Annotated in this window: 23 protein-coding genes, 1 tRNA gene and 1 pseudogene; 13 read left to right on the top strand and 12 right to left on the bottom strand. The window is 69.0% G+C overall.

What is annotated here, in order from left to right; genetic code table 11:
- Nucleotides 1–4 precede the first annotated feature (4 nt).
- From JF781_RS23680 to galT, 3 genes are all read right to left on the bottom strand, one after another.
- Nucleotides 5–706 carry a PAS and ANTAR domain-containing protein gene (locus JF781_RS23680; protein ID WP_225329406.1) on the bottom strand — a complete coding sequence of 234 codons (702 nt, stop codon included), beginning with the start codon at nucleotides 704–706 and terminating at the stop codon, nucleotides 5–7.
- Between the two features lie 198 nt (nucleotides 707–904).
- Entirely contained in the window at nucleotides 905–1,996 is a 1,092-nt protein-coding gene (locus JF781_RS23685; protein WP_225329407.1) for a galactokinase, read from the bottom strand.
- Nucleotides 1,993–3,078 carry a galactose-1-phosphate uridylyltransferase gene (gene galT / locus JF781_RS23690; protein ID WP_225329408.1) on the bottom strand — a complete coding sequence of 362 codons (1,086 nt, stop codon included), beginning with the start codon at nucleotides 3,076–3,078 and terminating at the stop codon, nucleotides 1,993–1,995. Before galT ends, JF781_RS23685 begins: the two co-directional genes overlap by 4 nt.
- 148 nt (nucleotides 3,079–3,226) lie before the next feature.
- Between galT and JF781_RS23695 the strand changes: the two genes are divergently transcribed.
- From JF781_RS23695 to JF781_RS23705, 3 genes and pseudogenes are all read left to right on the top strand, one after another.
- Nucleotides 3,227–5,452, top strand: coding sequence for an FUSC family protein (locus JF781_RS23695; protein WP_225329447.1), 2,226 nt, complete (start codon nucleotides 3,227–3,229; stop codon nucleotides 5,450–5,452).
- An 83-nt stretch (nucleotides 5,453–5,535) separates the two neighbouring features.
- Nucleotides 5,536–6,786, top strand: coding sequence for a cytochrome P450 (locus JF781_RS23700; RefSeq protein WP_225329409.1), 1,251 nt, complete (start codon nucleotides 5,536–5,538; stop codon nucleotides 6,784–6,786).
- A pseudogene (locus JF781_RS23705) lies at nucleotides 6,783–7,953 on the top strand (FAD-binding domain). Before JF781_RS23700 ends, JF781_RS23705 begins: the two are co-directional and overlap by 4 nt.
- A gap of 7 nt (nucleotides 7,954–7,960) precedes the next feature.
- Here JF781_RS23705 and JF781_RS23710 read toward each other — a convergent pair.
- The gene (locus JF781_RS23710) at nucleotides 7,961–8,824 is read right to left on the bottom strand and encodes an alpha/beta fold hydrolase (protein ID WP_225329410.1); all 864 of its coding nucleotides are present in this window, start codon (nucleotides 8,822–8,824) and stop codon (nucleotides 7,961–7,963) included.
- A 109-nt stretch (nucleotides 8,825–8,933) separates the two neighbouring features.
- On the opposite strand from JF781_RS23710, the gene JF781_RS23715 reads away from it, so the two are divergent.
- Together JF781_RS23715 and JF781_RS23720 are read left to right on the top strand one after the other, a co-directional pair.
- Nucleotides 8,934–9,821: an NYN domain-containing protein gene (locus JF781_RS23715; protein WP_225329411.1), complete on the top strand. Its 888-nt coding sequence runs from the start codon at nucleotides 8,934–8,936 to the stop codon at nucleotides 9,819–9,821.
- A 255-nt stretch (nucleotides 9,822–10,076) separates the two neighbouring features.
- Nucleotides 10,077–11,396: a hypothetical protein gene (locus tag JF781_RS23720; protein WP_225329412.1), complete on the top strand. Its 1,320-nt coding sequence runs from the start codon at nucleotides 10,077–10,079 to the stop codon at nucleotides 11,394–11,396.
- A gap of 11 nt (nucleotides 11,397–11,407) precedes the next feature.
- Here the strand turns inward: JF781_RS23720 and JF781_RS23725 are convergent, their stop codons facing one another.
- Nucleotides 11,408–12,625, bottom strand: a complete 1,218-nt coding sequence (locus JF781_RS23725; RefSeq protein WP_225329413.1) for an NRAMP family divalent metal transporter — start codon at nucleotides 12,623–12,625, stop codon at nucleotides 11,408–11,410.
- Between the two features lie 129 nt (nucleotides 12,626–12,754).
- On the opposite strand from JF781_RS23725, the gene JF781_RS23730 reads away from it, so the two are divergent.
- A complete protein-coding gene (locus JF781_RS23730; protein WP_225329414.1) occupies nucleotides 12,755–14,740 on the top strand; it encodes a molybdopterin-dependent oxidoreductase in 1,986 nt (661 codons plus the stop codon).
- A gap of 91 nt (nucleotides 14,741–14,831) precedes the next feature.
- On the opposite strand, the gene JF781_RS23735 is transcribed toward JF781_RS23730, so the two are convergent.
- Both JF781_RS23735 and JF781_RS23740 read right to left on the bottom strand, forming a co-directional pair.
- Nucleotides 14,832–15,038, bottom strand: coding sequence for a hypothetical protein (locus tag JF781_RS23735; protein WP_225329415.1), 207 nt, complete (start codon nucleotides 15,036–15,038; stop codon nucleotides 14,832–14,834).
- 204 nt (nucleotides 15,039–15,242) lie between these two features.
- Nucleotides 15,243–15,326 (bottom strand) — tRNA-Tyr (locus tag JF781_RS23740).
- 69 nt (nucleotides 15,327–15,395) lie between these two features.
- Between JF781_RS23740 and JF781_RS23745 the strand changes: the two genes are divergently transcribed.
- The 4 genes from JF781_RS23745 (at nucleotide 15,396) to JF781_RS23760 (ending at nucleotide 20,409) form a co-directional block, all read left to right on the top strand.
- Nucleotides 15,396–15,887: a YajQ family cyclic di-GMP-binding protein gene (locus JF781_RS23745; RefSeq protein WP_225329416.1), complete on the top strand. Its 492-nt coding sequence runs from the start codon at nucleotides 15,396–15,398 to the stop codon at nucleotides 15,885–15,887.
- A 141-nt stretch (nucleotides 15,888–16,028) separates the two neighbouring features.
- Nucleotides 16,029–17,540 (top strand): NAD(P)/FAD-dependent oxidoreductase, encoded by a 1,512-nt coding sequence (locus JF781_RS23750; RefSeq protein ID WP_225329417.1) that lies wholly within the window; start codon nucleotides 16,029–16,031, stop codon nucleotides 17,538–17,540.
- Nucleotides 17,541–17,599: 59 nt separating this feature from the next.
- On the top strand, nucleotides 17,600–18,625 hold the full coding sequence (locus JF781_RS23755) for an NAD(P)H-dependent glycerol-3-phosphate dehydrogenase (RefSeq protein ID WP_225329418.1): 1,026 nt from the start codon (nucleotides 17,600–17,602) through the stop codon (nucleotides 18,623–18,625).
- 245 nt (nucleotides 18,626–18,870) lie between these two features.
- Entirely contained in the window at nucleotides 18,871–20,409 is a 1,539-nt protein-coding gene (locus JF781_RS23760; protein ID WP_225329419.1) for a SulP family inorganic anion transporter, read from the top strand.
- Between the two features lie 30 nt (nucleotides 20,410–20,439).
- On the opposite strand, the gene JF781_RS23765 is transcribed toward JF781_RS23760, so the two are convergent.
- From JF781_RS23765 to grcC1, 3 genes are all read right to left on the bottom strand, one after another.
- The gene (locus tag JF781_RS23765; RefSeq protein ID WP_225329420.1) at nucleotides 20,440–20,700 is read right to left on the bottom strand and encodes a helix-turn-helix transcriptional regulator; all 261 of its coding nucleotides are present in this window, start codon (nucleotides 20,698–20,700) and stop codon (nucleotides 20,440–20,442) included.
- 82 nt (nucleotides 20,701–20,782) lie between these two features.
- On the bottom strand, nucleotides 20,783–21,646 hold the full coding sequence (htpX, locus tag JF781_RS23770) for a zinc metalloprotease HtpX (RefSeq protein WP_225329421.1): 864 nt from the start codon (nucleotides 21,644–21,646) through the stop codon (nucleotides 20,783–20,785).
- 84 nt (nucleotides 21,647–21,730) lie between these two features.
- Nucleotides 21,731–22,747, bottom strand: coding sequence for a nonaprenyl/(2E,6E)-farnesyl/geranylgeranyl diphosphat synthase (grcC1, locus tag JF781_RS23775; protein ID WP_225329422.1), 1,017 nt, complete (start codon nucleotides 22,745–22,747; stop codon nucleotides 21,731–21,733).
- Between the two features lie 22 nt (nucleotides 22,748–22,769).
- Between grcC1 and menJ the strand changes: the two genes are divergently transcribed.
- Together menJ and JF781_RS23785 are read left to right on the top strand one after the other, a co-directional pair.
- Nucleotides 22,770–24,017 carry a menaquinone reductase gene (gene menJ, locus JF781_RS23780; RefSeq protein WP_255642275.1) on the top strand — a complete coding sequence of 416 codons (1,248 nt, stop codon included), beginning with the start codon at nucleotides 22,770–22,772 and terminating at the stop codon, nucleotides 24,015–24,017.
- Nucleotides 24,018–24,127: 110 nt separating this feature from the next.
- Nucleotides 24,128–24,541 carry a DUF732 domain-containing protein gene (locus JF781_RS23785; RefSeq protein ID WP_225329423.1) on the top strand — a complete coding sequence of 138 codons (414 nt, stop codon included), beginning with the start codon at nucleotides 24,128–24,130 and terminating at the stop codon, nucleotides 24,539–24,541.
- An 8-nt stretch (nucleotides 24,542–24,549) separates the two neighbouring features.
- Here JF781_RS23785 and JF781_RS23790 read toward each other — a convergent pair whose 3' ends face one another.
- Nucleotides 24,550–25,242, bottom strand: coding sequence for a demethylmenaquinone methyltransferase (locus JF781_RS23790; RefSeq protein ID WP_225329424.1), 693 nt, complete (start codon nucleotides 25,240–25,242; stop codon nucleotides 24,550–24,552).
- A 55-nt stretch (nucleotides 25,243–25,297) separates the two neighbouring features.
- Here JF781_RS23790 and JF781_RS23795 point away from each other — a divergent pair, with 55 nt between their 5' ends.
- Nucleotides 25,298–26,122, top strand: a complete 825-nt coding sequence (locus JF781_RS23795) for an SDR family oxidoreductase (RefSeq protein WP_225329425.1) — start codon at nucleotides 25,298–25,300, stop codon at nucleotides 26,120–26,122.
- Nucleotides 26,123–26,131: 9 nt separating this feature from the next.
- Here the strand turns inward: JF781_RS23795 and JF781_RS23800 are convergent.
- Nucleotides 26,132–26,691: glycosyltransferase (locus JF781_RS23800; protein WP_225341314.1), on the bottom strand; the 560-nt coding region annotated here is incomplete at its 5' end.

Genomic DNA, 26,691 nt, shown 5'->3' on the forward strand with positions numbered 1-26,691 from the left:
CCGCTCAGCCGGTGGCGTCACCGGGATGACGATCGCCGCCGGGCGCCCGCAGGTGCGCGGCGCGCAGACACCGGTCGAAGCGCGAACGCGCGGTGATGACTTCCTTGCCCAGCGCCGTGAAGTCGTCGGCGATGCGTTGGGCGAGCAGCCCGAGCTTCGTGTTTTTCGATTGGGACAGCGTTTTGAGCATGGTGAAGGCGGCGTCCTCGTCGATGCCGTAGACCAGCATCAGCATCCCTTTGGTGCGGTCGATGACGCCGCGGCGCCCGGTGATCTCGGCGACCTTGGCGCTGATGGATTCCTCGCGGGTGCGGGTGGGCGGCGGCGTGACTTCGAGGTAGAAGCCGTGTGTCCCGACGACCTCGTCGTTGTCGTCGCAGAATCGGTCCCCCACCACGATGACGTGGTGGATGAGGCCGCGGGTGTCCACGATGCGATGCCGCACGCTGAACGCCTGACGACGCCTGATCATGTCGTTGATGCCGTCGACCACCTGGGGGCGGTCGGCCGGATGTTTGTGCGACAGCACCAGCTCGGTGGTCGGTGTCACGGTGCCCGGTTCGTACCCGTGCATGCGCTGGACCTGGTCGGACCATACCCAGCGGTGACCCTCGAAATAGAAGCGGAACCAGCCCACGCGCTGCGGGGTGGCGCCGGCCAAAGCGCGCTCGATCGCTGCCGCCTGGCTGTCTAATTCCCAAGCCACGGTGGTCGTTTCGCGTCGACGGCAAGTGGGCGGGCGGCAGCGGCCGTCGGCGATCCCGGATGGGTCGCTGACGCCCGGACGGGAAAGTCGGCACTGCACGCGCAGGAGTGGGCTACCCCCATGGCCGAGAGGTTACAGTTTCTGACCGGTGGTCACCGCGGAATCGAAAAATTGCCGGGCGAGTAAGTTTTGGCTCGCTCACTCGGCCAAACCCGCGCCGGCGGCCGCCCGGGTCCGGGTGACGATGGGTGGTTCGAAGCCGGCGTCGACCACGGCGCGCCGCACCGACTCGCCGACCGATTCGGCGTGCTCGATCGGCACCAGCGCGATCACACAGCCTCCGAATCCGCCGCCGGTCATCCGCGCCCCCAGCGCACCCGCGCGCACCGCGGCATCCGCGATCAGGTCGATGCGTTCGGTGGTGATGTCGAAGTCCTCGCGCATGGAGGCGTGTGAGGCGGTGAAGATCCGCCCCGCTTCGGGATAGTTCGAATCATTCAGCGCGGCAACGCAATCGATGACCCGCCGGTTTTCGGTGAGCACGTGACGGGCGCGACGGGCGTCGACCGGGTCACGCACGGCGGCCAGGTCGGCTGACGCGCGATCGCCCACTTCGCGCAGCGACGAGGCCCCCAGATCGGCGGCCGCGCGCTCGCACGACTGCCGGCGCGCCGCGTAGTCGCCGCCGGCATGGCTGTGACGCTCGCGGGAGTCGATGAGCAGCAGCGCCACGCCGGCGGCGTCGGGGTCGAAAGCCACCGGCGTGACTTCGAGGGCGGCGAAGTCGATCAGCACCGCCGTCGCCGGCCGGCCGAACAGCGACGCCAGCTGGTCGAGCAAACCCGTTGGGGCGCCGACATACTCGTTCTCGGCCCGCTGGGCGAGCCGGGCCTGTTCCTTGCGGTCGATGCGCACCCCCGCGGCCGAGGCGATCGCCCCCAGCGCCGCGCATTCCAGCGCCGCCGAGGAGGACAGGCCCGAGCCCATTTCCACGTCGCTGGTGATCGACATCGTGCCGCCGGGCACCGGGTGATTCGCCTGGCGCAGTGCCCACATCACCCCGGCCACATACGCCGCCCAGCCGGTCACCTCCCCGGGGGCGGTGCCGATCGCGATGCGCACCGGGGCGTCCGCGCGGTCACTGGTCACGGTGATCGCGTCGCCGGGGCCGGGCGTGAAGGTCGCCACCGTGCGCTGCGGCAGGGCGATCGGCAGCGAGAAACCCAGGTTGTAGTCGGTGTGCTCGCCGATCAGGTTGATCCGTCCCGGCGCGCCGTACCGCACCGTCACTGCAATTCCCGTAACCGCCGGGCCACGCTTTCGGGGGTGACGTCGCCGATGAAGGCGTCCATCGCCGATTCCGAGGCCGCCAGGTATTTGAGCTTGGTGGCGCTGCGCCGGATGGACATCAGTTCGACGTGGAAGTATCCGTCCGCCTGGTCCCCGGCGCCGGAATACTGGTGCAGCGCCGAAATGTAGGGCAGCGGGGTCGAATACATCCGGTCGAAGCGCCGCAGTACGTCGAGATAGACGGCCACGAACCCGTCCAGCTCGTGCTCGTCGAGGCCTAACACGTTGGGCACGAACCGGTTCGGGTAGATGTGCACCTCGACCGGCCAGCGCGCCGCGAACGGCACGAACGCGGTGAACACGTCGTTGCGCGCGACGATGCGACCACCGTCTGCGACCTCACGGGCCAGTAGGTCGCCGAACAGGTTGCTGCCGTGCCGTTTTCGGTGTGCGCGCGCCTGCTCCAGCATGGCGGCCGTCCGCGGTGTCAGATAGGGATAGCCGTAGATCTGGCCGTGCGGATGGGTCAGCGTGACGCCGATCTCCTCGCCGCGGTTCTCGAAGCAGAACACCTGCTCGATGCCCGGTGCGGCCATCAGGTCGGCCGTGCGGTGGCGCCACGCGTCGACCACCAGCCGCGCGTGCGCCGGCGTCAACGCGGCGAACGAGCCAGTGTGGTCGGCGGAAAAGCAGATCACCTCGCAGCGGCCAGGCGCCGGGGCCGATACGAAGCCGTCGGCGTCGCCGGGGTCGGGAAGCGGCGTCGCGGCGCCGGACAGGCTGGGAAAGCGGTTCTCGAACACGACGACGTCGTAGTCGGGGGCGGGCACCTCGCTGGTCAGCCCGGTCGGGCCCGGGCACAGGGGGCACGCCTCCGGCGGCGGTTTGTAGGTGCGGTCCTGGCGCAGGGCCGCGATGATCACCCATTGGCCGGTGGTCCGGTCGAACCGCAATTGCGACTGTTCGGCTGTGCGCGGCGGCAGGGGCCGGCGGTCCTCGACCGGCGCCGGACGATGCCCGGGCAACGAGAAGAACAGCAGGTCACGGCCGTCAGCCAGCTTCGCTCGCGTCGGCCCCGTCACGATGTCGAAGACTAGCGTGGTCAGGTATGTATCCCGGCGAGCAGACACAGAATCGCATGCAAGATGGCATGAGAGTGCGATTCTGCGTCTGCTCGCGGATATGAGGGGGTCCCCGATAACTGTCCTGTACGAACGCGCCCGCAACTGGGTGATCGGCTCCGATCCTGGCTTGCTTCGGCTGCGGATGGCGACTCGGACAACGGCCGCGCTGGGCCTTTCACTGCTGGTCCTTTTCGTCCTCACCAGGGCGACGGGACAACCCCTGACCGTCGCGCTGCTGGGCGTCGTCATCACGATGGTCGCGTCGCGATCCGTTAACGAGCCCGACCCCCGCCAGCAACGAATCACCATGGCGCTGTTGCCCGTCCCCGCCGCGGTGGCCATCACCGCCGCCGCGCTGCTGGCCCCGCACGTGGTGGCCAGCGACGCCGTCTTCGTGGCGATCGTGTTCACCGCGGCCTACATCCGCCGCTTCGGGGCGCGTGGCAGGGCCCTGGGGATGGTCGCGTTCATGTCGTACTTCTTCACGCTGTATCTGCGGGCCCGCGTCTCGGAGCTGCCCTGGATGATCGGCGCGGTCGCGGTGGGAACGGTGTGCACCTACGTGATGACCGCCTACGTGCTGCCCGACCGGCCCGAGCGGGTGCTGCGCGCGACCATCCGGGCGCTGCGGGCGCGGATGGCGATCGTCATCGACACCACCGCCGAGGCGGTGCGCACGGGCCGCCTCGACGAACGGCGGCGGCGCCGCATGCGGGCGCGCACCATCCGGCTCAACGAGACCGCCCTGCTGGTGCAAACCCAGGTCGAGGACAAAGCCGATCCCGGCGCGCTGTGGCCCGGCGTCACCGTCGAACAGCTGGCCCCGTGGCTGCTGGACGCCGAGCTGGCCATCGAATGGGTCGCCACCGCCGGTCGGCGGGCGGCCGCCGTGGCGGGCGAGGCCCCGGAATCCATCCCGCTGCCCATCCGGGTCGCGCTCGTCGACGCGCTCTCCCAGCTGGCGCGGGCGATCCGCCTGCCCGAACCCGAGGGGCTGCGGCGGGCCGCCGGCCGCGCGCAACGGCTGCTGGACGAGCGGCCCGGCGCCGCTGAAGCCGCGGCCGACGACGACCCGGGCGCCACCGCCGTCCGCCGCCTCGCCCTGGCGATCATCAACGCCGCGGGGGCGACGTCCGACGTGCGGGCGATCGTCGATCGGATGGCCGCCGGCGCCCCCCTCGACGACGCCGGCGGCGAGCGCCCGGCGGCGGCCGAGCGCGCCGTGCCGGAGGACCCCGCCGACGAAGTCCGTCCCGCCGGGCTGCTGCCGACCACCCGGCAGGCCATCCAGGTCTCCGTTGCCGCCTCGCTGGCCATCGTCACCGGCGAGCTGGTCTCGCCGGCGCGGTGGTATTGGGCGGTGATCGCGGCGTTCGTGATCTTCGCCGGCACCAACTCGTGGGGCGAGACCCTGACCAAGGGCTGGCAACGCCTACTCGGCACCCTGCTCGGCGTGCCCGCCGGCGTGCTGGTGGCCACGCTGCTGACCGGACACGAAATCGTCGCTCTCGGCGGCATTTTCGTGTGCCTGTTCTGCGCCTTCTATTTCATGACGGTGACCTACAGCCTGATGACCTTCTGGATCACCACGATGCTGGCGCTGCTGTACGGGTTGCTCGGCCAGTTCTCCTTCGGCGTGCTGATGCTGCGGATCGAAGAGACCGCGATCGGCGCCCTCATCGGGGCGACGGTGGCCGTCGTCGTGTTGCCGACGAACACCCGAACCGCGATCCGCGCCGACACCCGCGCCTTCCTGACGAGCCTGGCGGCGCTGATCGAGGTCTGCACTGCCACCATGTGCGGGGAGGACGCCGGCGCCAGCCCGTCCGAGCGGGCGCGTCAGGTCGATCGAGATCTTCAGCAGTTCCGGGTCACCGCCAAGCCGCTGTTGGCGGGGGTCGCCGGACTCGCGGGCCGGCGCAGCATCCGCCGCGCCCTGGGCATCTTCACCGCGTGCGACCAATACGGCCGCAGCCTGGCACGCAGCAGCGAGCAGTATCGGGCCCCGGTCGGGTCGCCGCTCGCGTCGAAGCGGGCCGAGGCGTTTTCGGCGGCCGCCGCCCAGACGCGGCGCAACATCGAGGCGTTGCAGGAGGCCATCGAGGGTGGTCACGCCCCGACCCTGGTCTCGGCGGCCGACGATCTCGACGCCGCGGAGACCCTGGCCCGGCACGAGGACGGCGACGGTCACGGCGGCGAATCCGGGCCCGACACCCGGCGATTCCTCACCGCGGTGCACGCGCTCCGCCAGATCGAGCGGGCCGTCATCACCGCGGCCACCAATCTCGGTGGCCGCGAACGTGTCCAGGCGGCCAGCCTCGCGTCGCGCTGACGCCTTTGCTACCGATCGCGCGCGCACGCGGCTACCATCTTGCTAACCGCCGCGGTCCGTAGCCACAGCCGAGGAGAAATCCCATGGCCACACCGAACCTTCCGCCGGGCTTTGATTTCACCGATCCCGACATCTACGCCCAGCGGTTGCCGGTGCAGGAGTTCGCCGAACTGCGCGCCACCGAACCGGTCTGGTGGAACGAGCAGGCGCCGGATCAGGGCGGGTTCGGTGACGGCGGCTACTGGGTGGTGACCAAGCACCGCGACATTCGCGACGTCTCACTGCGCAGCGACGTGTTCTCGTCGGCCGCCAAGTCGATCGTGCCGCGTTACCGGGAAGACTTGGCGGCCGGGCAGATTGAGGCGGGCCGGGCGTCGATGATCATGATGGACGACCCCGAGCACAGCCGGTTGCGCAAGATCGTGTCGCGGGCGTTCACGCCGCGCGCGGTCGAGCGGCTGCGCGCCGAACTGTCCGAGCGGGCCCGGCGCATCGTCGCCGAGGCCGCCGCGGCGGGGTCGGGCGACTTCGTCCGCCAGGTGGCCTGCGAGTTGCCGCTGCAGGCGATCTCGGCCCTGCTCGGGGTTCCGCATGAGGACTACGACAAGCTGTTCGACTGGACCAACAACATGATCGGCAGCGACGACCCGGAGTTCGCCGGCAACGACGCGCTGACCTCGGCGGGCGAATTGATGTGGTACGCCATGCAATTGGCGGCCCACAAGGCCGAGGAACCCTCCGAGGACATCGTCACTACGCTGATCCGCGCCGATGCCGAGGGCCAGCGCCTGTCGGAGGCCGAGTTCGGCATGTTCGTGGTGACGCTGGCCGTCGCCGGAAACGAGACGACCCGCAACTCGATCACGCAGGGAATGATGGCCTTCACCGACTATCCGGACCAGTGGGAGGTGTTCAAGGCGCAGCGGCCCAGGACCGCGGCCGACGAGATAATCCGTTGGGCCACACCGATCACCGCGTTTCAGCGCACCGCGCGCGAGGACACCGAGCTCGGTGGCGTGGCCATCAAAAAGGGCCAGCGGGTGGTGCTGTTCTACCGCTCGGCCAACTTCGACGAAGAGGTCTTCGACGACCCGTTCACCTTCGATGTCCTGCGCAGCCCCAACCCGCACCTCGGTTTCGGCGGCACCGGGGCGCACTACTGCATCGGCGCCAATCTGGCCCGCATGACGATCGACCTGATGTTCAACGCGCTCGCCGATCGGCTGCCCGACCTGGCCCCGCTGGAAAACCCGGAGCGCCTGCGGTCGTCGTTCATCAACGGCATCAAGCACTGGCACGTCGACTACCAAGGTAGCCGCCCCGTCGCGTCATGAGAGTCGCCATCAGCGGTGCCGGCGTGGCCGGGGCGGCGCTCGCCCACTGGCTGCACCGCACCGGCCACACGCCGACGCTGATCGAGCAGGCAGGCCCCACGGTTTCGCACCGGCGGCTACATGATCGATTTCTGGGGCGTCGGCTACCAGGTGGCCCAGCGGATGGGCATCGAAGGGCAGCTCCGCGCCGCCGGGTACGAGATGGAACGGCTGCGTTCGGTCGGCCCGCGCGGCGAGATCAAGGCCGACGTGGACGTGGACGTCTTTCGCCGGCTCCTGGGCGCCGACTTCACCAGCCTGCCGCGGGGCGATCTGGCCGCCGCGATCTACGCCACCATCGAGGACAAGGTCGAGACCATCTTCGGCGACAGCATCGCCACCGTCGACGAGCACGGTGACGGTGTCCGACTCACCCTCGAGGGCGGCGGCGCGCGCGAATTCGACCTGCTGATCGGCGCCGACGGGCTGCACTCCAACGTGCGGCGCCTGGTCTTCGGGCCCGAGCGGGAATTCGAGCGCTACCTGGGCTGCAAGGTCGCGGCCTGCGTGGTCGACGGCTACCGGCCGCGCGACGAGCTGGCCTACGTCACCTACGCCACACCCGGGCGGCAGCTGGCGCGTTTCGCGCTGCGCGACGATCGCACCACGTTCTTGTTCATCTTCCGCGCCGACCACGGCGACGCCGGTCTTGCGCCAAAACAGCAGCTGCGCAACACCTTTGACGGCTGCGGCTGGGAAGCCGACGATATGCTGGCCGCGCTCGACGACGTTGATGAGCTCTACTTCGACGTTGTCAGCCAGATCCACATGAACCGCTGGTCGCGGGGGCGGGTGCTGCTCATCGGGGATGCGGCCGGATGCATTTCGCTGCTCGGCGGTGAGGGCACCGGCCTGGCGATCACCGAGGCCTACGTGCTGGCCGGCGAACTCGCGCGCGCCGGGGGTGACCATCGCCGCGCGTTCGACGCCTACGAGACGCGGCTGCGTCCCTTCATCGAGAGTAAGCAGGCCGGCGCGGCGCGGTTCATCGGGTTCTTCGCCACCCGGACCCGATTCGGGCTGTGGTTCCGCAACCTCGCGCTGCGCACCATGAATTTCTCCCCGATGACAAGGCTTCTCGCGGCCGACGTGCGCGACGACTTCGCGCTGCCCGACTACGGCATCTAGCGACCGATCACACGCTCGGCTGCCGACTTTCGGTGTCGCGGCGCTCGCCCGTGGCGATGAAGTCCTCGATCAGCTCCACCACCTGGTCCGGCGCCTCCACCTGCGCGAAATGACCGACGTCGGGCAGGATTTCGAGCCTGGCGTCGGTACGAGCCTCGTGCGCGGCGTACGCGTGATCGACGGGAATGATGCCGTCGCGCTCCCCCCAGATCGCCATGACCGGCAAGTCCTCACGCAGCGAGAGTCTGTTGAGCGCGCTGACCGCCTGGCCCCGGTAGTCGACCACCGACCTCAGCGTTCGCAGGAACGACTGCCGCGTCTGGCCATCGGACAACGACGAGTAGGCGCTCCACATCTCGGCCCCGCGCGGCGACTGGATGCCGGCGCTTCTCAGCAAGGACCTGAGCTTGTTGCCGACGGACAGGACGGGCGTGGGCGCGATGATCGGCAACACCAGCTCCGCCCCGGGGGCCGAGAGCAGCCGCAGCACCCATCCCACGTCGGGACCGAGGCCGCCGCTGCTGATCAGGATCAACCGCTCGGCGTAGTCGGGATGCTGATAGACGAACTGCATGGCGACACCGCCGCCGAGCGAATGTCCGACCACGGTGGCCTGGCTGACACCGAGTTCGTCGAGGAAATCACGAAGCCAGACCGCAAACGCGCCCAGCGAGTAGTCGGTGCGGGGCTTCGCGGACTGGCCGTGGCCCAGCAGGTCGGGCGCGACGATCCGGAACTTCTTCGACAGCCGCGGTATCACGGATCGCCAGGTCTCCGAACTCCCCGCCATGCCGTGGATCAGCAGCAACACTTCGCCGTCACCCTCGTCCCGATAGGCGACGCGATCACCGTGCAGGTCCAGGAACTTCATCGCACAGGTCTACCCGCTCCGGTCCCGTTCATCGCAGAGTCGAGCCAAATCGTGACGAAAAACGCGTGCGACGCGGCCTGTGCGGGACGACTCGGCAATGATCTAGTGCATGACCGAACCGGTTGCAGCCCGCGTGGCCGTCTACCTCGACTTCGACAACATCGTGATCTCGCGGTACGACCAGATTCACGGGCGGAATTCGTTTCAGAAGGACAAGGCCAAGGGCCTCGAGCAGCATTCCGATCGGTTGGAGCGGGCGACGGTCGACGTCGGAGCCATCCTCGACTTCGCGTCGTCGTTCGGCACCCTGGTCCTCACCCGCGCCTACGCGGACTGGTCGGCGGACATCAACGCCGGGTACCGCGGCCAGCTGGTGGCCCGCGCGGTCGACCTGGTGCAGCTGTTTCCTGCGGCGGCCTACGGCAAAAACGGCGCCGACATCCGGCTGGCCGTCGACGCCGTCGAGGACATGTTCCGGCTGCCCGACCTGACCCACGTGGTGATCGTGGCCGGCGACTCCGACTACATCCCGCTGGCCCAGCGCTGCAAGAGGCTGGGCCGGTACGTGGTGGGCATCGGGGTGGCCGGCGCGTCGAGCCGGGCGCTGGCGGCCGCGTGCGAGGAGTTCGTGGTGTACGACGCGTTGCCGGGGGTCCCCGCCCTCGACCGCGAGCCGGCGCTCGCCGGCGCCGACCCGCCGAAGCGGCGCGGCGGGCGCACCAAGGCGGCGCAGGCCGAGGAGCCGGAGCCGCCCGACGCGCAAGCCGCCGCCACCGCGCTGCTGACGCGCGCGCTGCAGATCGGCCTGGAGAAAGACGACGTCGACTGGCTGCACAACTCCGCGGTGAAGGCCCAGATGCGGCGCATGGATCCGTCGTTCAGCGAAAAGTCTTTGGGTTTCCGGTCATTTAGCGATTTCCTGCGTTCGCGCTCCGACGTGGTCGAGCTGGACGAGACGTCGACGACGCGGATGGTGCGGCTGCGCGCGCAGGACTGAGCGGCGCCGCCCCGCGTCGCGGCAGCCGATGCTCAGACGCTCCGGGCGTCGAGTGTGCGCTCAGGGATTCGCGTGTGAATCCACGGCGTTGACTGTGCGCCCAGGGCGACGACACGCCGAGCGCGGCCACCGTGGCTTCACAGCGAAAGCCGTAGTTTCACACCGAACGCCAGGGCTTCACACCGCCGCCAAGTCGCGGTGGCGTCGGGCCGGCTTTACGCTCCTGGGGTTACACGAACTTCACGGGGGTTTTCGATGCGTGCAACCTGGGGCCCGGCGGTCGCGGCGGTCGCCTGCCTGGCCCTGCCGTCCTGTTCGGAAACCGTGTCGGCGCCCCCGCTGACCCCCACCTCGCCGACGGCGGCGTCGAAGACCAGCACCCGTGCGGGACCCGCCCCGATCACGGGCCCGCTGGAAAAGGACTGGAAAACCTACGACGGCACGGCGTATTTCGGTTGCCCGCAGACTTTTTCGGCCGGCAAATCCGCGCTCGACGACATCCGGCCGAAGATCTTCGACCCGAAGACGGGGCAGTACGTCGCGCCGGCCATCCCCACGATCCCCGCCGGGGAGAACCTCACCGGCGCCATGTGCGCGCTGACCGGCGCCGACGCCGACTTGAAGGTCGTCTACGTCGTCACGACCGTCGCGCCGGCCCGGGCCCCGGCACCCGAAACCTCAAGGACCACCGCGTATTCCTACGACCGGTCGTCGGGCCGGCAGGTCGCCACCAAAGAACTCCAGCCGCCGAGGCCCGGCCTGACGTTGACCGCGCCGAAGGAATGGGGACTGGCCCCGACCGCCTCGGGCGTGGCGTGGGTGAACGCCTTCACCGACGGGCACGCCGCCGCGTCGCCGCCGCGGACCGTGGTCCTGTCCGGCGCCGATCTGTCGATGGTGTGGGACGACCCCCAGCCCGCCCGGGTATGGCAGGACGTCCTTGCGTTTCAACGCAACACCGAGCCTGCCAAGTCCTCGGGAGCCGAGCTGCGCCGCCCCAACGGGGAGGCGATCTATCAGGACAACGACGTGCAATCCGTGGACGCCGAATTGCGCGACGGCCCCGACAAACTGGTGAAGCTCACCAGCCGGGATTCGCACAACCCCCCGGCGGTGTCGACGATGTTCTACGACCTCAACGCCAAGTCCCTGATCAGGATCGGCGATTCGGATCGGATTTCCGGCGGGGGGCTGAACGCGGTCTTGTCCGACGGGAAACTGTTTGTCGACGGGCACAATTCGGACGATTCCTCGTTCGGCTTCGGAGTATGGAACCTGCGCAGCCAAGAGTGGGACTTCCTCAAGAGCCGGGACGACGCCAAGAAGCTGTCGATTTCGAGGCTGGCGTTCTTCGAAGACCACCTGTACCTCACCGGCACCGGCGGGACGTTCTCGGTAATCGCCCTGCCCGCAACGGATCCCGTCGCGTCCGGCTGGTCGACACGGCCGTTCGAGCGGATATCCGGGTGGACGCTGGTGTGCCGCGGCGAGACCGCGCCGTCGTCCAACGGCGAGTGCAAGGAGATCGTCATGGTGCAAGACCGGGACGGCCACTACCCCGGGCCCTGGTTCTGAGTTCGGCGTGCTCAGAACCAGCCGAGCGCCTGCGGAACCATGTACAGGCCGAAGCCGATGGTCACGAAGCACAGCGCGCGGGTGACGTATTTGTGCAGCCCGCGCATGCGCCACCGCTCGGGCAGCGCCCGGGCTTCCAGCGCCAGCAACAGGCCCAGCACGATCGGCAGCAGCAACGCGTTCATGACCTCGACGTCCACGGCCAGATTGACCAAATCGACGCTGGCCGGCACCAGCACCGCGCGCACGATGTGGGCCAGCGAGTACGTGATGTAGAACTTGGCGGTGGCGCGGTTGGGCCGCTCGTTGAGCGTGTGTTTCCAGCCGAACACCTCCGAGAGTCCCCACGCGCCCGCGAGCGAGGCGACGATCGCGGCCACCAGTGCCGCGCCGAGCATGCCCAGGCCGAACAGCACCGTGCCGCCCACACGGCCGAGGTAGGGGGTGAGTGACTGGGCGATCTGGCCGACGGTCTCCAGTTCCGCGCCGCCGCCGTGTTTTCCAATCGTGGAGGCCATGGTGACCACCACCGCGATCATGATCAGCTGCGTCAGCACCGCTCCGAAGGCGGTGTCGTAACGGGCCTGCCGAATCGTGTTCTCCGACAAGCGCTTATCGACCACCGCGCCCTGCTGGTAGAAGATCATCCACGGCATGATGACCGCGCCGACGTTGGCCGCGACCAGAAGCAGGTATGACGAGTTGCCCAGCGGCATCGATGACAGGCCGTCCACGAGTGCTTTCGGGTCGGGCCGGGCCATGACCATCGCCACCAGGAACGCCAGTTCGGCCGCGCCGACGACCAGGCCGATGCGCTCGACGCGCCGGTAGCTGCCGGTCAGGGCCAGCGCCAGCAGCGCGACGGTCGCGACCGGAATGCTCACCCACCGCGAGACGCCGAAGAGTTCACCCACCCCGGCCACCCCGGCGAACTCCGTCAGCAGCGCCCCGATCGCCGAGGCGAACAAGGTGAACGCCGACAGCCACGCCCAGCCGCGACCGAACCGCTCCCGGATTAGCGAGCCGTGGCCGCGCCCGGTGACGATGCCCAGTCGCACGGTCATTTCCTGCACGACGTAGAGCACGGGCATCAGGATCAGCTGCGGCAGCACCATCCGGTAGCCGCGCCGGATTGCGACCCACCGCAGCCAGCGGCCGCGCGTACGCAGCGGTACCGACGGCCGATCCTCGAATTCGTCCGCCACCGGGTGCGTGGTCGTATCGGCCACCCGTGGGATCCTAGCTAAGGGTCGCCTTACCAGGGGCGTTTGGCCGGAGAGCGCCATTGGCCAAAAATGCGCTGCCATTCTCGAAAATGCGATAGGCCTTCTCGAATTGCGAGAGTACGTTTCCGAGGTATGCAAACGGTGCGTAGCTTCTGCCGCGTCTGCACCTCCGTCTGCGGCATCCTCGTCGACGTCGACGGCGACGAGGTGATCCGCGTGCGCGGCGATCAGGACCATCCCTTCTCGCGCGGCTACACCTGCCCCAAGGGCCGGGCCCTGCCGCTGCTGCACCACCACCCCGACCGGCTCGAGCGCCCCAGGATGCGGGTGGACGGCCGGCTGTGCGACACCACCTGGGACGCCTGCCTGGACGACCTGGGCACGCGGCTGAAGGACATCATCGACCGGCATGGGCCCGAGTCGGTCGCGTTCTACTTCTCCACCATGGAAAGCGCCGGCTTCCGCATGGCCGAGGCCCTGCACGCCGCGATCGGCACCCCGGCCAAGTTCAGCCCGCTGACCATCGACGGCACCGCCAAACCCCTGGTCTCGGATCTGGTCGGCGGATTCATGGGGCTCTCCGGCCGGACCGACCTGGACAACGCCGACTTCCTGATGCTCGTCGGCGTCAATCCCGTTGTGTCGCACGGGCATGCGATCTCGATGCCCAATCCCACCGGCACGGTGCGCGAGATCGCGCGGCGCGGGCAGGTGTGGGTGATCGATCCGCGCCGCACCGAGACCGCCCGGCTGGCGACCGGCCATCTGGCACCGCGCCCCAGCACCGACCACGCGGTGCTCGCCTATCTGGTGCGCGAGATCCTGCGCGACGGAATGAAATCCGACGTCCCCGTGCAGGGCATCGACGAGCTGGCGCTCGCGGTCGAGCCGTTCACGCTCGAACACACCGCGAAGCTCGCCGATGTCGCCGAAGCCGATCTGTCCCGGTTGTGCGCCGGGGTGCGCGCCGCCAAGTGCGTCGCGGTCGAAACGGGCACCGGTGTCACGATGACCGCCGAGCGCGCCAACGTCACGCAGTGGCTCGCGTGGGTGCTGATGATCCTCACCGGCGCGATGAACCGGCCCGGCGGGACGTGGTTTCATCCCGGATTCGCCTACCAGCTCGAGACTTTCGGCGAGTTTCTGCCCGTCACACCGATCGAGGGATCCTTCGGCCCGGGACCGCGCAGCCGCCCCGAGGCGCGGGCGTTCATCAACGAGTGGCCCTGCGCGGCGCTGCCCGACGAGATCGCCGCCGGCAACATCCGCGCCCTGATCAACGTCGGCGGCAGCCTGGTCACCAGCTTCCCGGAGACCGGCAAGCTGGTGCCCGCCCTGCAGCAGCTCGAGCTGTTCGCCACCACCGAGATCATCAACAACGAGACCACCGAGCTGGCCACCCACGTCCTGCCCACCAAAGATCCGTTGGAACGCCCCGACATCACCATCCACGACATCCTGAGTTCGCATGTGTCCGTGCAATACAGCCCGGCCGTCGTCGAGCCGGTCGGCGAACGGCGCTCGATGTGGTGGGTGTTCGCCGAACTCGGCCGCCGGCTCGGCTACGAGCTCGGCAATCTCGGGGACCCCGAGACCAGCACCGACGACGACGTGCTCGCCGTCCTATTGGCCGGCGCCCGAACGGGTTTCGACGAGGTGGCGGCCGTGGGGTGGGCCGAGGCCCCGCGCGAGCTGCCGGCGCCGTGGGTCGACGAGCACGTCGCGCGGATGGGCGGCTGGCGGCTGGCGCCACCGCTGCTGGTGGACCAGCTCGCGGCCCTGGAACCGCCCGCGCCGCTGGTGATGGTGCCGCGCCGGCAGTGCCGAAAGCTCAACGGGCAGCTCGATTTTCTCGGCGAGGCCCCCGAGATCCTCATCCATCCCCAGGACGGCGCCGATGCGGGAGTCGCCAACGGGCAGAAGGTGACGGTCCGCAGCGCGAACGGCGAACTGACCGGCATCGCGAAAGTCGACGACTCCATTCGCCGTGGGGCGGTGTCGATCCCGCACGGCCACCACGTCGCCAACGTCAACCACCTGACCAGCAAGGACGACATCGACGTGGTGACCGGCATGGTGCGCTACTCGGGGATACCCGTCAGCTTGCATCCGGCCTGAAACGCGCACTCCCCGTAGGGCAAAGGACACCCTCCCGGTCGATGGGTTGGAGGAGTCGAACCGAGAGGGTGCCTGCTTTTTCGGGCGCCAGCTACGTGGCGCCCGCGTCGCCCTGCACGACGAACCAGAGGCGGTCAGCGAAACTGATGTCATCGGCCAGCCGCTCGGCCAGCTGGGTCGCGCGAGCCTGGCGGACACCGGACAGCCCGGTCGCGGCCGACAGGATCGATTGGCGGGCGGCGGCGAGCGCGGTGCGACAGTCGCGGAGCGCGGCGAGGGTATCGGGAGAAATGGTCATGCTCGCCCCCCTGGTGACGCTGTGCTGGAGGAGTTCCCCCCGGAAATGCCCGCGAACCGGGCTTCACCGAATTGTTACAACAGTTCTCGTAGAAATTGCGCACGTGTCGCACAACGGGCAACGATCCGACCCAGCAACCGGCGGAGTGAGGAGGCGGGCATCCCGGACCGGACCGAAGCAACGCGCCTCGACCAGGAAAAGCCTTGGTGGCAGGTACAGGATTCGAACCTGTGAAGCTTTCGCGACGGATTTACAGTCCGCTCCCATTGGCCGCTCGGGCAACCTGCCGCCAGACAGGTTACAACGAGCGAGTAGACAAAGCACAAACGCCTATCACCGGATGAAGGGACGGAATGCATGGCGGACTCATCGTTCGACATCGTCAGCAAAGTGGATCGCCAGGAGGTCGACAACGCGCTCAACCAGGCCGCCAAGGAGCTGGCCACCCGGTTCGACTTCCGCGGCACCGACACGACGATCGCCTGGAAGGGCGACGAGGCTATCGAGCTGACGTCGTCCACCGAGGAACGCGTCAAGGCGGCCGTCGACGTCTTCAAGGAGAAGCTGATCCGCCGCGACATCTCCATGAAGGCCTTCGACGCCGGCGAGCCGCAGGCCTCGGGCAAGACCTACAAGGTCGGCGGGACCCTCAAGCAGGGCATCAGCAGCGAGAACGCCAAGAAGATCACCAAGCTGATCCGCGACGACGGCCCCAAGTCCGTCAAGACCCAGATCCAGGGCGACGAGATCCGCGTCAGCAGCAAAAAGCGTGACGATCTGCAGGCCGTTCAAGCGCTGCTCAAGCAGGCCGACCTGGACGTGGCGCTGCAGTTCGTCAACTACCGGTAACCCCCGGGGCGCGACCGTAACGGCACGGCGATTTCCCACGCGTTTTTTCGCCGTGACGTTACGCTCGCGGTCGTTACTAGCCCGACCAACCGGTGGGTCTCTACGCTAGTGACGAGTCCCACAATTTGAGCGAGGTTCACGATGACCGTGACTCCCCAGGAGGCCGCCGGCCACGGCGCGACCGAGGCCGACTACTCCGACGTCATCATCGTCGGCGCCGGCATCTCCGGCATCGACGCGGCCTACCGGATCAGCGAACGCAATCCCCAGCTGACGTACACCGTGCTGGAGCGGCGCGCGCAGATCGGCGGGACGTGGGACCTGTTCCGCTACCCCGGGGTGCGCTCGGACAGCAGCATCTTCACGCTGTCCTTCCCGTTCGAGCCGTGGACCCGCGAAGAGGGCGTGGCCGACGGCGTGCACATCCGCGAGTACCTGGCCGCCACCGCGAGCAAGTACGGCATCGACCGCCACATCCGGTTCAACACCCACGTGCGCTCGGCGGACTGGGACTCGGCGACCGACACGTGGACGGTCACCGTCGAGCAGGACGGGGAGCGCAGGCTCTACCGCGGTCGCTTCCTGTTCTTCGGCAGCGGCTATTACAACTACGACGAGGGCTACACCCCCGAGTTCCCGGGCATCGAGGAGTTCAAGGGCACGGTGGTGCACCCCCAGCACTGGCCCGAGGACCTGGATTACGCCGGGAAGAAGGTGGTGGTGATCGGCAGCGGCGCGACCGCGGTGACGCTGCTGCCGTCGCTGTCGGACCGCGCCGCCCGGGTGACCATGTTGCAGCGCTCGCCCACCTATCTCATCTCGGCGTCCAAGTACGGCACGGTGGCCGCCGTCGCTCGAAAAGTGCTGCCGCGCAGGCCCGCTCATCTCGTCGTCCGCATGTACAGCGCGCTCACCGAGGCGGTGTTCTTCGCGTTGTCCCGCAAGGCGCCGGGGTTCGTGCGGTGGCTGCTGCGGCGCAAGGCGATCAACAGCCTGCCGGCAGGCTACGACGTCGACGTCCACTTCAAGCCGCGTTACAACCCGTGGGACCAGCGGATGTGCCTGATCCCCGACGCCGACCTCTACGAGGCCATCAGCGCCGGACGCGCCGACGTGGTCACCGACCACATCGACCATTTCGACGCGACCGGCATCGCGCTCAAATCCGGCGGGCACCTCGACGCCGACGTCATCGTCACCGCCACCGGCCTGCAGCTGCAGGCGCTCGGCGGGGCGACGATCAGCCTGGACGGCAACGAGATCAAGACCAGCGACCGCTTCGTCTACAAAGCGCACATGCTCGAGGACGTGCCGAACCTGTTCTGGTGTGTGGGCTACACCAACGCGTCGTGGACGCTGCGGGCCGACATCACCGCCCGGGCGACGGCAAAACTCATGGAGCACATGGCCTCTCACGGCTACACGCGCGCCGCCCCGCACCGCGGCAACGAGCCGATGACCGAGAAGCCGTCGTGGGACATCAACGCCGGCTACGTGCTGCGCTCGGTGCACGCGCTGCCCAAGTCGGGCACCAAGCGGCCGTGGAACGTGCGGCAGAACTATCTCGCCGACGCCATCGACTACCGCTTCGACCGCATCGAAGAGGCCATGGTGTTCGGCCGCGTCGCCGACCGCACCGCGCTGGCCGGCTAGCCGCACCGGAGTTCGTGAACTGCTTCTCAATCGCAGATGTCCGCAATACGCTGATCGCCATGGCATCTGAGAAGCGCGAACCCAGAGTCGTTGTCCTCGGTGGCGGTTCCTGGGGCACCACCGTGGCCTCAATCTGCGCGCGCCGCGGGCCGACGCTGCAGTGGGTGCGCTCCGAGGAGACCGCCGCCGACATCAACGAGAACCACCGCAACAGCCGCTACCTCGGCAACGACGTCATGCTCAGCGACACCCTGCGCGCCACCACCGACTTCGCCGAGGCGGCGAACTCGGCCGACGTCGTCGTCATGGGCGTGCCCTCGCACGGCTTCCGCGGGGTGCTCACCGAGCTGGCCAGGGAGCTGCGGCCGTGGGTGCCGGTCGTGTCGCTGGTCAAAGGGCTCGAGCAGGGCACCAACATGCGGATGTCCCAGATCGTCGAGGAGGTGCTGCCGGGACACCCCGCGGGCATCCTGGCCGGGCCGAACATCGCGCGCGAGGTGGCCGAGGGTTACGCCGCCGCCGCGGTGCTGGCCATGCCCGACCAGCATCTGGCGACGCGGCTGTCCGGACTGTTCCGCACCCGGCGCTTCCGCGTGTACACGACCGACGACGTCATCGGCGCGGAGATGGCGGGGGCCCTGAAGAACGTGTTCGCCATCGCCGTCGGCATGGGGTATTCGCTGGGCATCGGCGAAAACACGCGCGCGCTGGTGATCGCCCGCGCTTTGCGGGAAATGACCAAACTCGGCGTCGCGGTGGGCGGGCAGCCCGACACCTTCCCGGGGCTGGCTGGGCTGGGCGACCTGATCGTCACCTGTACCAGCCAGCGCAGCCGCAACCGTCACGTCGGTGAACAGCTGGGGGCGGGCAAGCCGATCGACGAGATCATCGCCTCGATGAACCAGGTCGCCGAGGGGGTCAAGGCCGCCAGCGTGATCATGGAGTTTGCCAACGAGTTCGGCCTCACCATGCCGATCGCCCGCGAAGTCGACGCCGTGATCAACCACGGCTCGTCGGTCGAGGAGGCCTACCGCGGCCTGATCGCCGAGGTGCCCGGCCACGAGGTGCACGGCGCGGGCTTCTGAGCTGGGCGCGCCCGGCTGGCCAAATTCAAATCTTTGCGTTCTCTATGGGCCGGTCACGTCGGCTTGACCCCTGTTTGCCAGCAAAATACCGTCAGGCCAGGTAGTCAGTGGTTTTCCGGGTGCGATCCTGCGGGTCATCCGGTTGTAATCTGCTGCACGCCAACAGGTTACGAAGACGTAACCGACCGCAGGATGGGGCCGATATCGGAACATCCCCCGCAAACTTCCGACGAGGGACGGGACCGATGCAAGACATTGAACGGGCGGTCGATCGGGCCCCCACCGCGTCCCGCGCCGACCGGTTGCGCGGCATCATCCGGCATGACCTGCCCTCCTCGCTGGTGGTCTTCCTGGTCGCGCTCCCGCTGTCGCTGGGGATCGCGATCGCTTCGGGCGCCCCGGTGCTCGCCGGGCTGATCGCCGCGATCGTCGGGGGCATCGTCGTCGGCAGCCTGGGTGGGTCACCGCTGCAAGTCAGCGGCCCCGCGGCCGGGCTGACCGTCATCGTCGCCGGCCTCGTTTCCGAGTTCGGTTGGGGCATCACGTGTTTGATCACCGTCGCCGCCGGAACCCTGCAGGTCCTGCTGGGGCTCAGCCGCGTGGCGCGCGCCGCGCTGGCGATTTCGCCGGTCGTCGTGCACGCCATGCTGGCCGGCATCGGCATCACGATCGCCCTGCAGCAGGCGCACGTGTTGCTGGGCGGAAAGTCCAAGAGCACGGCCTGGCACAACCTGATCGGCCTGCCGGGCCAGATCGTCGGTGCGCACCGGCCCGGCGTGATCCTGGGCGTACTGGTCATCGTCATCCTGGTCGCCTGGCGGTGGGTGCCCGCCACGGCGCGCCGCGTTCCGGGTCCCCTGGTCGCCATCGTGGCGGTCACGGTGATCTCGGTGATCTTCCCGTTTCACGTGCGCCGGATCGACCTCGAGGGGTCACCGCTGGACGCGCTGCGGCTGCCCGACCTTCCCCACGGCAACTGGGGCGCGTTCGCCGTCGGGGTGATCACCGTCGCGCTCATCGCCAGCGTCGAGAGCCTGCTGTCAGCGGTGTCGGTCGACCGGATGCACAACGGGCCACGCACCGACTTCAACCGCGAGCTGGTGGGGCAGGGCGCCGCCAACATCATCTCGGGGACGGTCGGCGGGCTGCCGATCACCGGGGTCATCGTCCGCAGCTCCACAAATGTCAACGCGGGCGCCAAATCCCGGGCGTCCTCGATCATGCACGGTGTCTGGATCCTGCTGTTCACCATCCCGTTCGCCGGCCTGGTCGAAGAGATCCCCACCGCCGCGCTCGCCGGCCTGCTCATCGTCATCGGCATGCAGCTGCTGAAGCCGGCCCACATCGAAACCGCAACGAAGCACGGCGATCTCGCGGTGTACGTGGTGACGGCCGTGAGCGTCATCTTTCTCAACCTGCTGCACGGCGTGCTCATCGGGCTGGCACTGGCCATCGCGCTGACCGGATGGCGGGTGATCCGGGCCAAGATCGAGGCCGAGGCGGTCGACGACGAATGGCGGGTGGTCATCGAGGGTGCGGCCTGCACCTTCCTGGCGCTCCCGCGGCTGACGCGGATGCTGACGTCGGTTCCGCAGGGCGCGACGGCGACGGTGGTCATCTCGGTGCACTACCTCGATCACGCTGCGCACCAAGCGATTACCGATTGGCAGCGCCAGCACGAGGCGACGGGCGGGACGGTTCACATCCGGGGTGGGGTCGAGACGGGTCGGCGCGACACGCCGCCACCGATGGTCGAGGCCCAAAGCCCCGGGGCCGCCGCGTAATTGCGCCGGGCGCCGTCCGCGCAGGGTCGGTCAGTCGACGTCGATCCTGATGTGCAGCCGCTTGCCGCACACCTCCGCCAGGCGCTGCAGCACGTCCACGCGCGGGACCTCGTCCCCGCTCTCCCACGCGGCGACCTCCGCCCGGGTGGTGCCGAGTGCCTGCGCCAGTTGGTCCTGGTTCATATCGGCACCGGCACGTGTTTCGAAAATCAGGTCGGGCAGGTTCAGCGCCAGCCCGGCTTCGTGAATATCGATCGAATGAGAGTCCGACATCGCAATCACCGCTTTCATTAACGGCAGCCCAAGGACTACAGCTACATCCGATGTTACGTGCGGTTCGGGCGGTGTGCACGCGGCGTTGCGCCGCCGTTTGCTACCGCCCGGCCATCTGCTCGAGCCGGCGGATGCGGTCCTCGATCGGGGGGTGCGTCGAAAACAGCGACCCGATCCGCTCGCCGGCCCGAAATGGGCTGGCGATCATCAGGTGTGCCTGACTGGCAAGCTGGGGCTCGGGCGGCAGCGGGGCCGCCTGGACCCCGCCGGAGATCTTGCGCAGGGCCGACGCCAGCGCCAGCGGGTCACCGGTCAACACCGCGCCCGATTCGTCCGCCTGGTATTCGCGCGACCGGGACACCGCCAGGCGCACGACCGTCGCCGCGATCGGGCCCAGCAACGAAACCAGCAGCAGCGCAAAGGGATTTTCGCCATCGCGGTTGTTACCGCCGAACATGCCGGCGAACATCGCCATGTTGGCGAGCGCGGTGATGACCGACGCCATCGCGCCGGCGACGCACGAGATCAGGATGTCGCGGTTGTAGACGTGCGAAAGTTCGTGTCCCAGCACGGCACGCAGCTCGCGCTCGGTGAGGATGTCCAAAATGCCGGTGGTGCAACACACCGCGGCGTTGCGCGGGTTGCGGCCGGTCGCAAACGCGTTGGGCGCGTTGGTGTCGCTGATGTACAGCCGGGGCATCGGCTGGTGTGCGGCCGTGGCCAGCTCGCGGACGATCCGGTACATCGCCGGCGCCTGCAGCTCGGAGACCGGCTGCGCATGCATGGCCCGCAGCGCCAGTTTGTCGCTGTTGTAGTACGTGTAGACGTTCATGCCGATGGCGAACAGCACCGCGAGGAACATCGCGGTCTTGCCGAACAGCGAGCCCACGAACACGATCAACGCGGACATGCCGACCAACAGGGCGAAGGTCTTGAACCTGTTGGCATGCGGATGCCAGGTCATCGATGTCCTCCTAGGACATTCCGGAGCACTCGTTCATTGTCGACTATTGAACGCCCGAGACGGCCCGGGGAGTTCCGCGACGCGCTAGCCGTGCCGGCTGATGGTGTAGTCGACCAGCGTCTGCAGCGCGCGCCGGCCGGCCACGTCGGGCAGCAGCGCCAGCTCCTGGTGTGCCTGCGCCGCGTAATCCTGCAGCGACCGCTTGGCCTTGGCCATGCCCGGCGACGCCCGCAGCAGCGCCAGCGCCTCGGCCACCGCCTCGTCGTCGTCGATGGGCCCGACCAGCAGCTCGCGCAGCCGCGCCGCGTCGGGACCGGGTTCGCGCAGCGCGTAAACCATCGGCAGGGTGTGCACGCCCTCGCGCACGTCGGTGCCGGGCAGTTTGCCGGACTCGTGGGAGTCGCTGTCGATGTCGATGATGTCGTCGGAAATCTGGAAGGCGGTGCCCACGATGCCGCCGAGGCGGCTCAGCCGCTCCACCTGGTCGGCGTCGGCGCCCGAGAACATCGCGCCGAACCGGCCCGCTGCGGCGATCAGGCACGCGGTCTTCTCGTACACCACCTTCAGGTAGTGCTCGATCGGGTCCGCCCCTTCGGCCGCCCCGGTCAGGCCGCGGGTCTCGCGCATCTGCCCGGTGACCAGCTGGGCGAACGTCTCGGCGATGAGCCGCACCGCCTCGGGCCCCAGCCGGGAGACCAGCCGCGACGCGGTGGCGAACAGATAGTCGCCGGCGAGGATCGCGACGTTGTTGCCCCAGCGCACGTTCGCGGTGGGGGTGCCGCGGCGCACCTCGGCCTCGTCCATCACGTCGTCGTGATACAGCGTGGCCAGGTGCACCAGTTCGATCACAGCGCCGGCGATCGTCACGTCCGCGGCGTCGGGATGGGGCCCGAGCTGTGCCGACAGCACGGTGAACAGCGGCCGGAACCGCTTGCCGCCGGCCTTGAACAGGTGGGTCAGCGACTCGGTCATGATCTCGTCGGCGCTGCGCAACTCGGTGTCCATGAGCTGCTCGATCCGCCCGACACCGTCGCGCACCGTCGCCGCGAAGGCCGCGTCACCGAGATCAACGCCCGCCACCACCGTCGCCGGAGTATTCACGGGACCAAACATACTGGTGTGCATGAAGACGGGAGCGACCCGAGCCCACGTGGTGGTCGTCGGCGCCGGACCCGCCGGTTCGGCGGCGGCGGCGTGGGCCGCGCGCGCGGGCAACGAGGTCCTGGTCATCGATTCGGCGAGCTTTCCCCGCGACAAGGCCTGCGGCGACGGGCTGACCCCGCGCGCGGTCGCCGAGCTGGAGCGCCTGGGGCTCGGGGACTGGCTGGACACCCGCATCCGGCACCGGGGGCTGCGGATGAGCGGGTTCGGCGGCGAGCTGGAAGTGGACTGGCCCGGCCCGTCCTTCCCGTCGACCGGCAGCGCGGTGGCCCGGGTCGAGCTGGACGACCGGATCCGCAAAGTCGCCGAGGACTCCGGGGCGCGGATGCTGCTCGGAACCAAAGCCGTTGGCGTGCAACATGACTCATCCGGCCGGGTGACGTCGCTGACACTGGCCGACGGCACCGAGGTCGGGTGCCGCCAGTTGATCGTGGCCGACGGCGCCCGGTCGTCGTTGGGGCGCAAGCTGGGCCGACGGTGGCACCAGGAGACGGTGTACGGCGTCGCCGCCCGGGGGTATCTGAGCACGCCGCGCGCCGATGATCCCTGGCTGACCTCGCATCTGGAACTGCGCGGACCCGACGGCCCCAAGGACAAAGTGCTGCCCGGCTACGGCTGGATTTTCCCGCTCGGCAACGGCGAGGTGAACATCGGCGTCGGGGCCTTGTCGACGTCGAAGCGGCCCGCGGATCTGGCGCTGCGGCCGCTGATCGATTACTACACCGACCTGCGCCGCGACGAGTGGGGCTTTGTCGGCCCGCCCCGGGCGGTGTCGTCGGCGCTGCTGCCGATGGGCGGCGCGGTGTCCGGGGTGGCCGGCGCCAACTGGATGCTGATCGGCGATGCCGCGGCGTGCGTGAACCCGCTCAACGGCGAAGGCATCGACTACGGACTGGAGACGGGCCGGCTGGCCTCTGAAATGCTCGCGCTGCTGGATGGCCGCGACCTGTCGCAGGTGTGGCCGTCCCTGCTGCGGCAGCACTACGGTCGTGGCTTCTCGGTGGCGCGCCGGCTGGCGCTGCTGCTGACCTTTCAGCGGTTCCTGCCCGCGACCGGGCCGCTCGCGATGCGCTCGACGGCGCTGATGACCATCGCCGTGAGGGTGATGGCCAACCTGGTCACCGACGAGGACGCGGACTGGGTGGCGCGCGCCTGGCGCGGCGGTGGCCGGCTGTCGCGGCTGATCGACCGCCGCACACCGTTCAGCTGAGCGGCGGCCGCATCGCCGCTGGTCGGCGGGCACGGCGGCGCTGCTGGGGCGCTCGATCGGCGCTCGCCGTTTGTCGGCGCGCCGGGAACCGGGCGTGTATAGTCCAGCTAATGAAGGGAACGATGCTGGCTACTATCGGTGCCGCTGCCGCTGCCGTTGCTGCTTTCACGCTGGGCGCGCCGGCGCAGCTCTCCGCGCCGGCGCAGGCGGATCCGCCGCCGACGGCGCCGTACCCGACCCCGCGGACGCCGTCGCCCCCGAGCGACTACGACGCGCCGTTCAAGAACACCGTCAACGGCTTCGGCATCTACCAGCCGCAGGACCAGCTGGCGTGGCTGGGCAAGATCACCTGCGATCGGATTGATCACGGCGTCGACCACGACGCGCACCAGTCCGCGACGTTCATCCAGCGCAACCTGCCGCGCGGCACCACCGAGGGCCAGTCGCTGCAGTTCCTCGGCGCGGCGGTCGACCACTACTGCCCGGAGCACGTCGACGTCGTCCAAGCGGCGGGCAATCACTAGCACCGCCTCTAGCGCGGGGGCAGGTACCCCGCGTGCAGGGCGACGATGCCGCCCGTCAGGTTGCGCCACCGCACCCCCACCCAGCCGGCCTGGGTCAGCTGCTGCGCCAATCCCTCCTGATCGGGCCACGCCCTGATCGACTCCGCCAGGTACACGTAGGCCTCGGGGTTGCTCGACACCGCCCGCGCCACCCGCGGCAGCGCCCGCATCAGGTACTCCTTGTAGACGGTTGCGAACGGACCGTTGGTGGGCGTGGAGAACTCGCACACCACCAGCCGGCCGCCCGGACGCGTGACGCGCGCCATCTCGCGCAGCGCGGCCTGGGTGTCGACGACGTTGCGCAACCCGAAACTGATTGTGACAGCATCGAATACGTCGTCGGCGAACGGCAGCCTGGTGGCGTCGCCGGCGACCTTCGGCACATCGCGGGCCGCCCCCGCGGCCAGCATGCCGACCGAGAAGTCGGCGGCCACACACCATGCCCCGGATTTCTTCAGCTCAACGGTCGATACCGCGGTGCCCGCGGCGAGGTCCAGCACCCGCTGGCCCGGCCCGATCTCCAGCGCCGCCCGGGTGGCCTTGCGCCAGTACCGGTCCTGGCCCATCGACAGCACGGTGTTGGTCAGGTCGTAGCGCCGGGCGACGCCGTCGAACATCGACGCGACGTCGCGGGGGTCCTTGTCCAACTCGGCGCGGCTCACCACACGGACGGTACCCCTTGGGAATTACGCGGCGACAGCAGCGTTGCAACTCTGCGTGACTGACAAAGTGTGGTTTATCACCGGTACATCGCGCGGTTTCGGACGGGCGTGGGCGATCGCGGCGCTGGAGCGGGGCGACAGGGTTGCCGCCACGGCGCGCGATACGGCGTCGCTGGACGACCTGGCGCGCAAGTACGGCGACGCGCTGTTGCCGATTCGTCTGGACGTCACCGACCGCGACGCGGACTTTGCGGCGGTCAAGCAGGCGCACGACCACTTCGGTCGGCTCGACATCGTGGTGAACAACGCGGGCTACGGGCAGTTCGGGTTCGTCGAGGAACTCTCCGAGCGGGACGCCCGCGACCAGTTGGAGACCAATGTCTTTGGCGCGCTGTGGATCACCCAGGCCGCGCTGCCCTACCTGCGCGAGCAGGGCAGCGGCCACATCATCCAGGTGTCCTCGATCGGGGGCATCACCGCGTTCCCGTTGGTCGGCATCTACCACGCGTCGAAGTGGGCGCTGGAAGGCTTTTCACAGGCGCTGGCCCAGGAGGTCGCCCCGTTCGGCGTGCACGTCACGCTGATCGAGCCGGGCGGCTTCGACACCGACTGGGCCGGCCCCTCGGCCAGGCACGCCGAGCCGCTGCCGCCCTATGACGACATTCGCGCCGCCGTTGATGCCGAACGCAGCCGGCGGTGGGCCAGCCCAGGTGACCCGGCCGCCTCGGCGGCCGCGCTACTGAAGGTGGTCGACGCCGAAAAGCCGCCGCTGCGCGTCTTTTTCGGATCCTCCCCCCTGGAGACGGCCAAGGCCGACTACGAGAGCCGGCTTCGTGATTGGGAGGAATGGCAGCCGGTCGCCGAGCTGGCGCAGGGCTGATCGCGCCGGTCACTCCCCCTGCGCGTACCGCCGCGCGAACAACCGGCGCCGCTCGAACGGCGAGAGCACGGCCTCGTAGTGGCCGAGCAGCTCGTCGCAGATGACCGGCCAGCTGCGGCCGACCACGCTGCGCCGGGCGGCCGGCGCGTAGCGCGCCCGTTCGGCGATCAGGTGCGCGACGGCCTCGGGCAGCCGCGCCTCGAACTCGTTGACCCCCAACAGCAGACCCGTCCGCCAGGGTGTAACGAGGTCGCGTGGGCCGCCGGCGTCGGGGGCGATGACCGGCAACCCCGACGCCAGCGCTTCTTGCACGACCTGACAAAACGTCTCGTGCTCACCGGGATGCACGAACACGTCCATGCTGGCGTACGCCGCGGCGAGCTCGTCGCCGTAGAGCGCACCCGTGAAAACCGCTGTCGGCATTGCCGATTGCAGCTTGGCGCGGTCGACGCCGTCGCCCACGATGACGAGCTGGACCGCGCCGCCGGCGGCCAGCCCGGCGAGCCGCTCGACATGCTTCTCGGGCGCGAGCCGGCCCACGAACCCGACGACGGGCTTGCCGTGCGGCG

It is taken from the genome of Mycobacterium sp. WUMAC-067, assembly GCF_020217485.1.
Taxonomy (GTDB): domain Bacteria; phylum Actinomycetota; class Actinomycetes; order Mycobacteriales; family Mycobacteriaceae; genus Mycobacterium.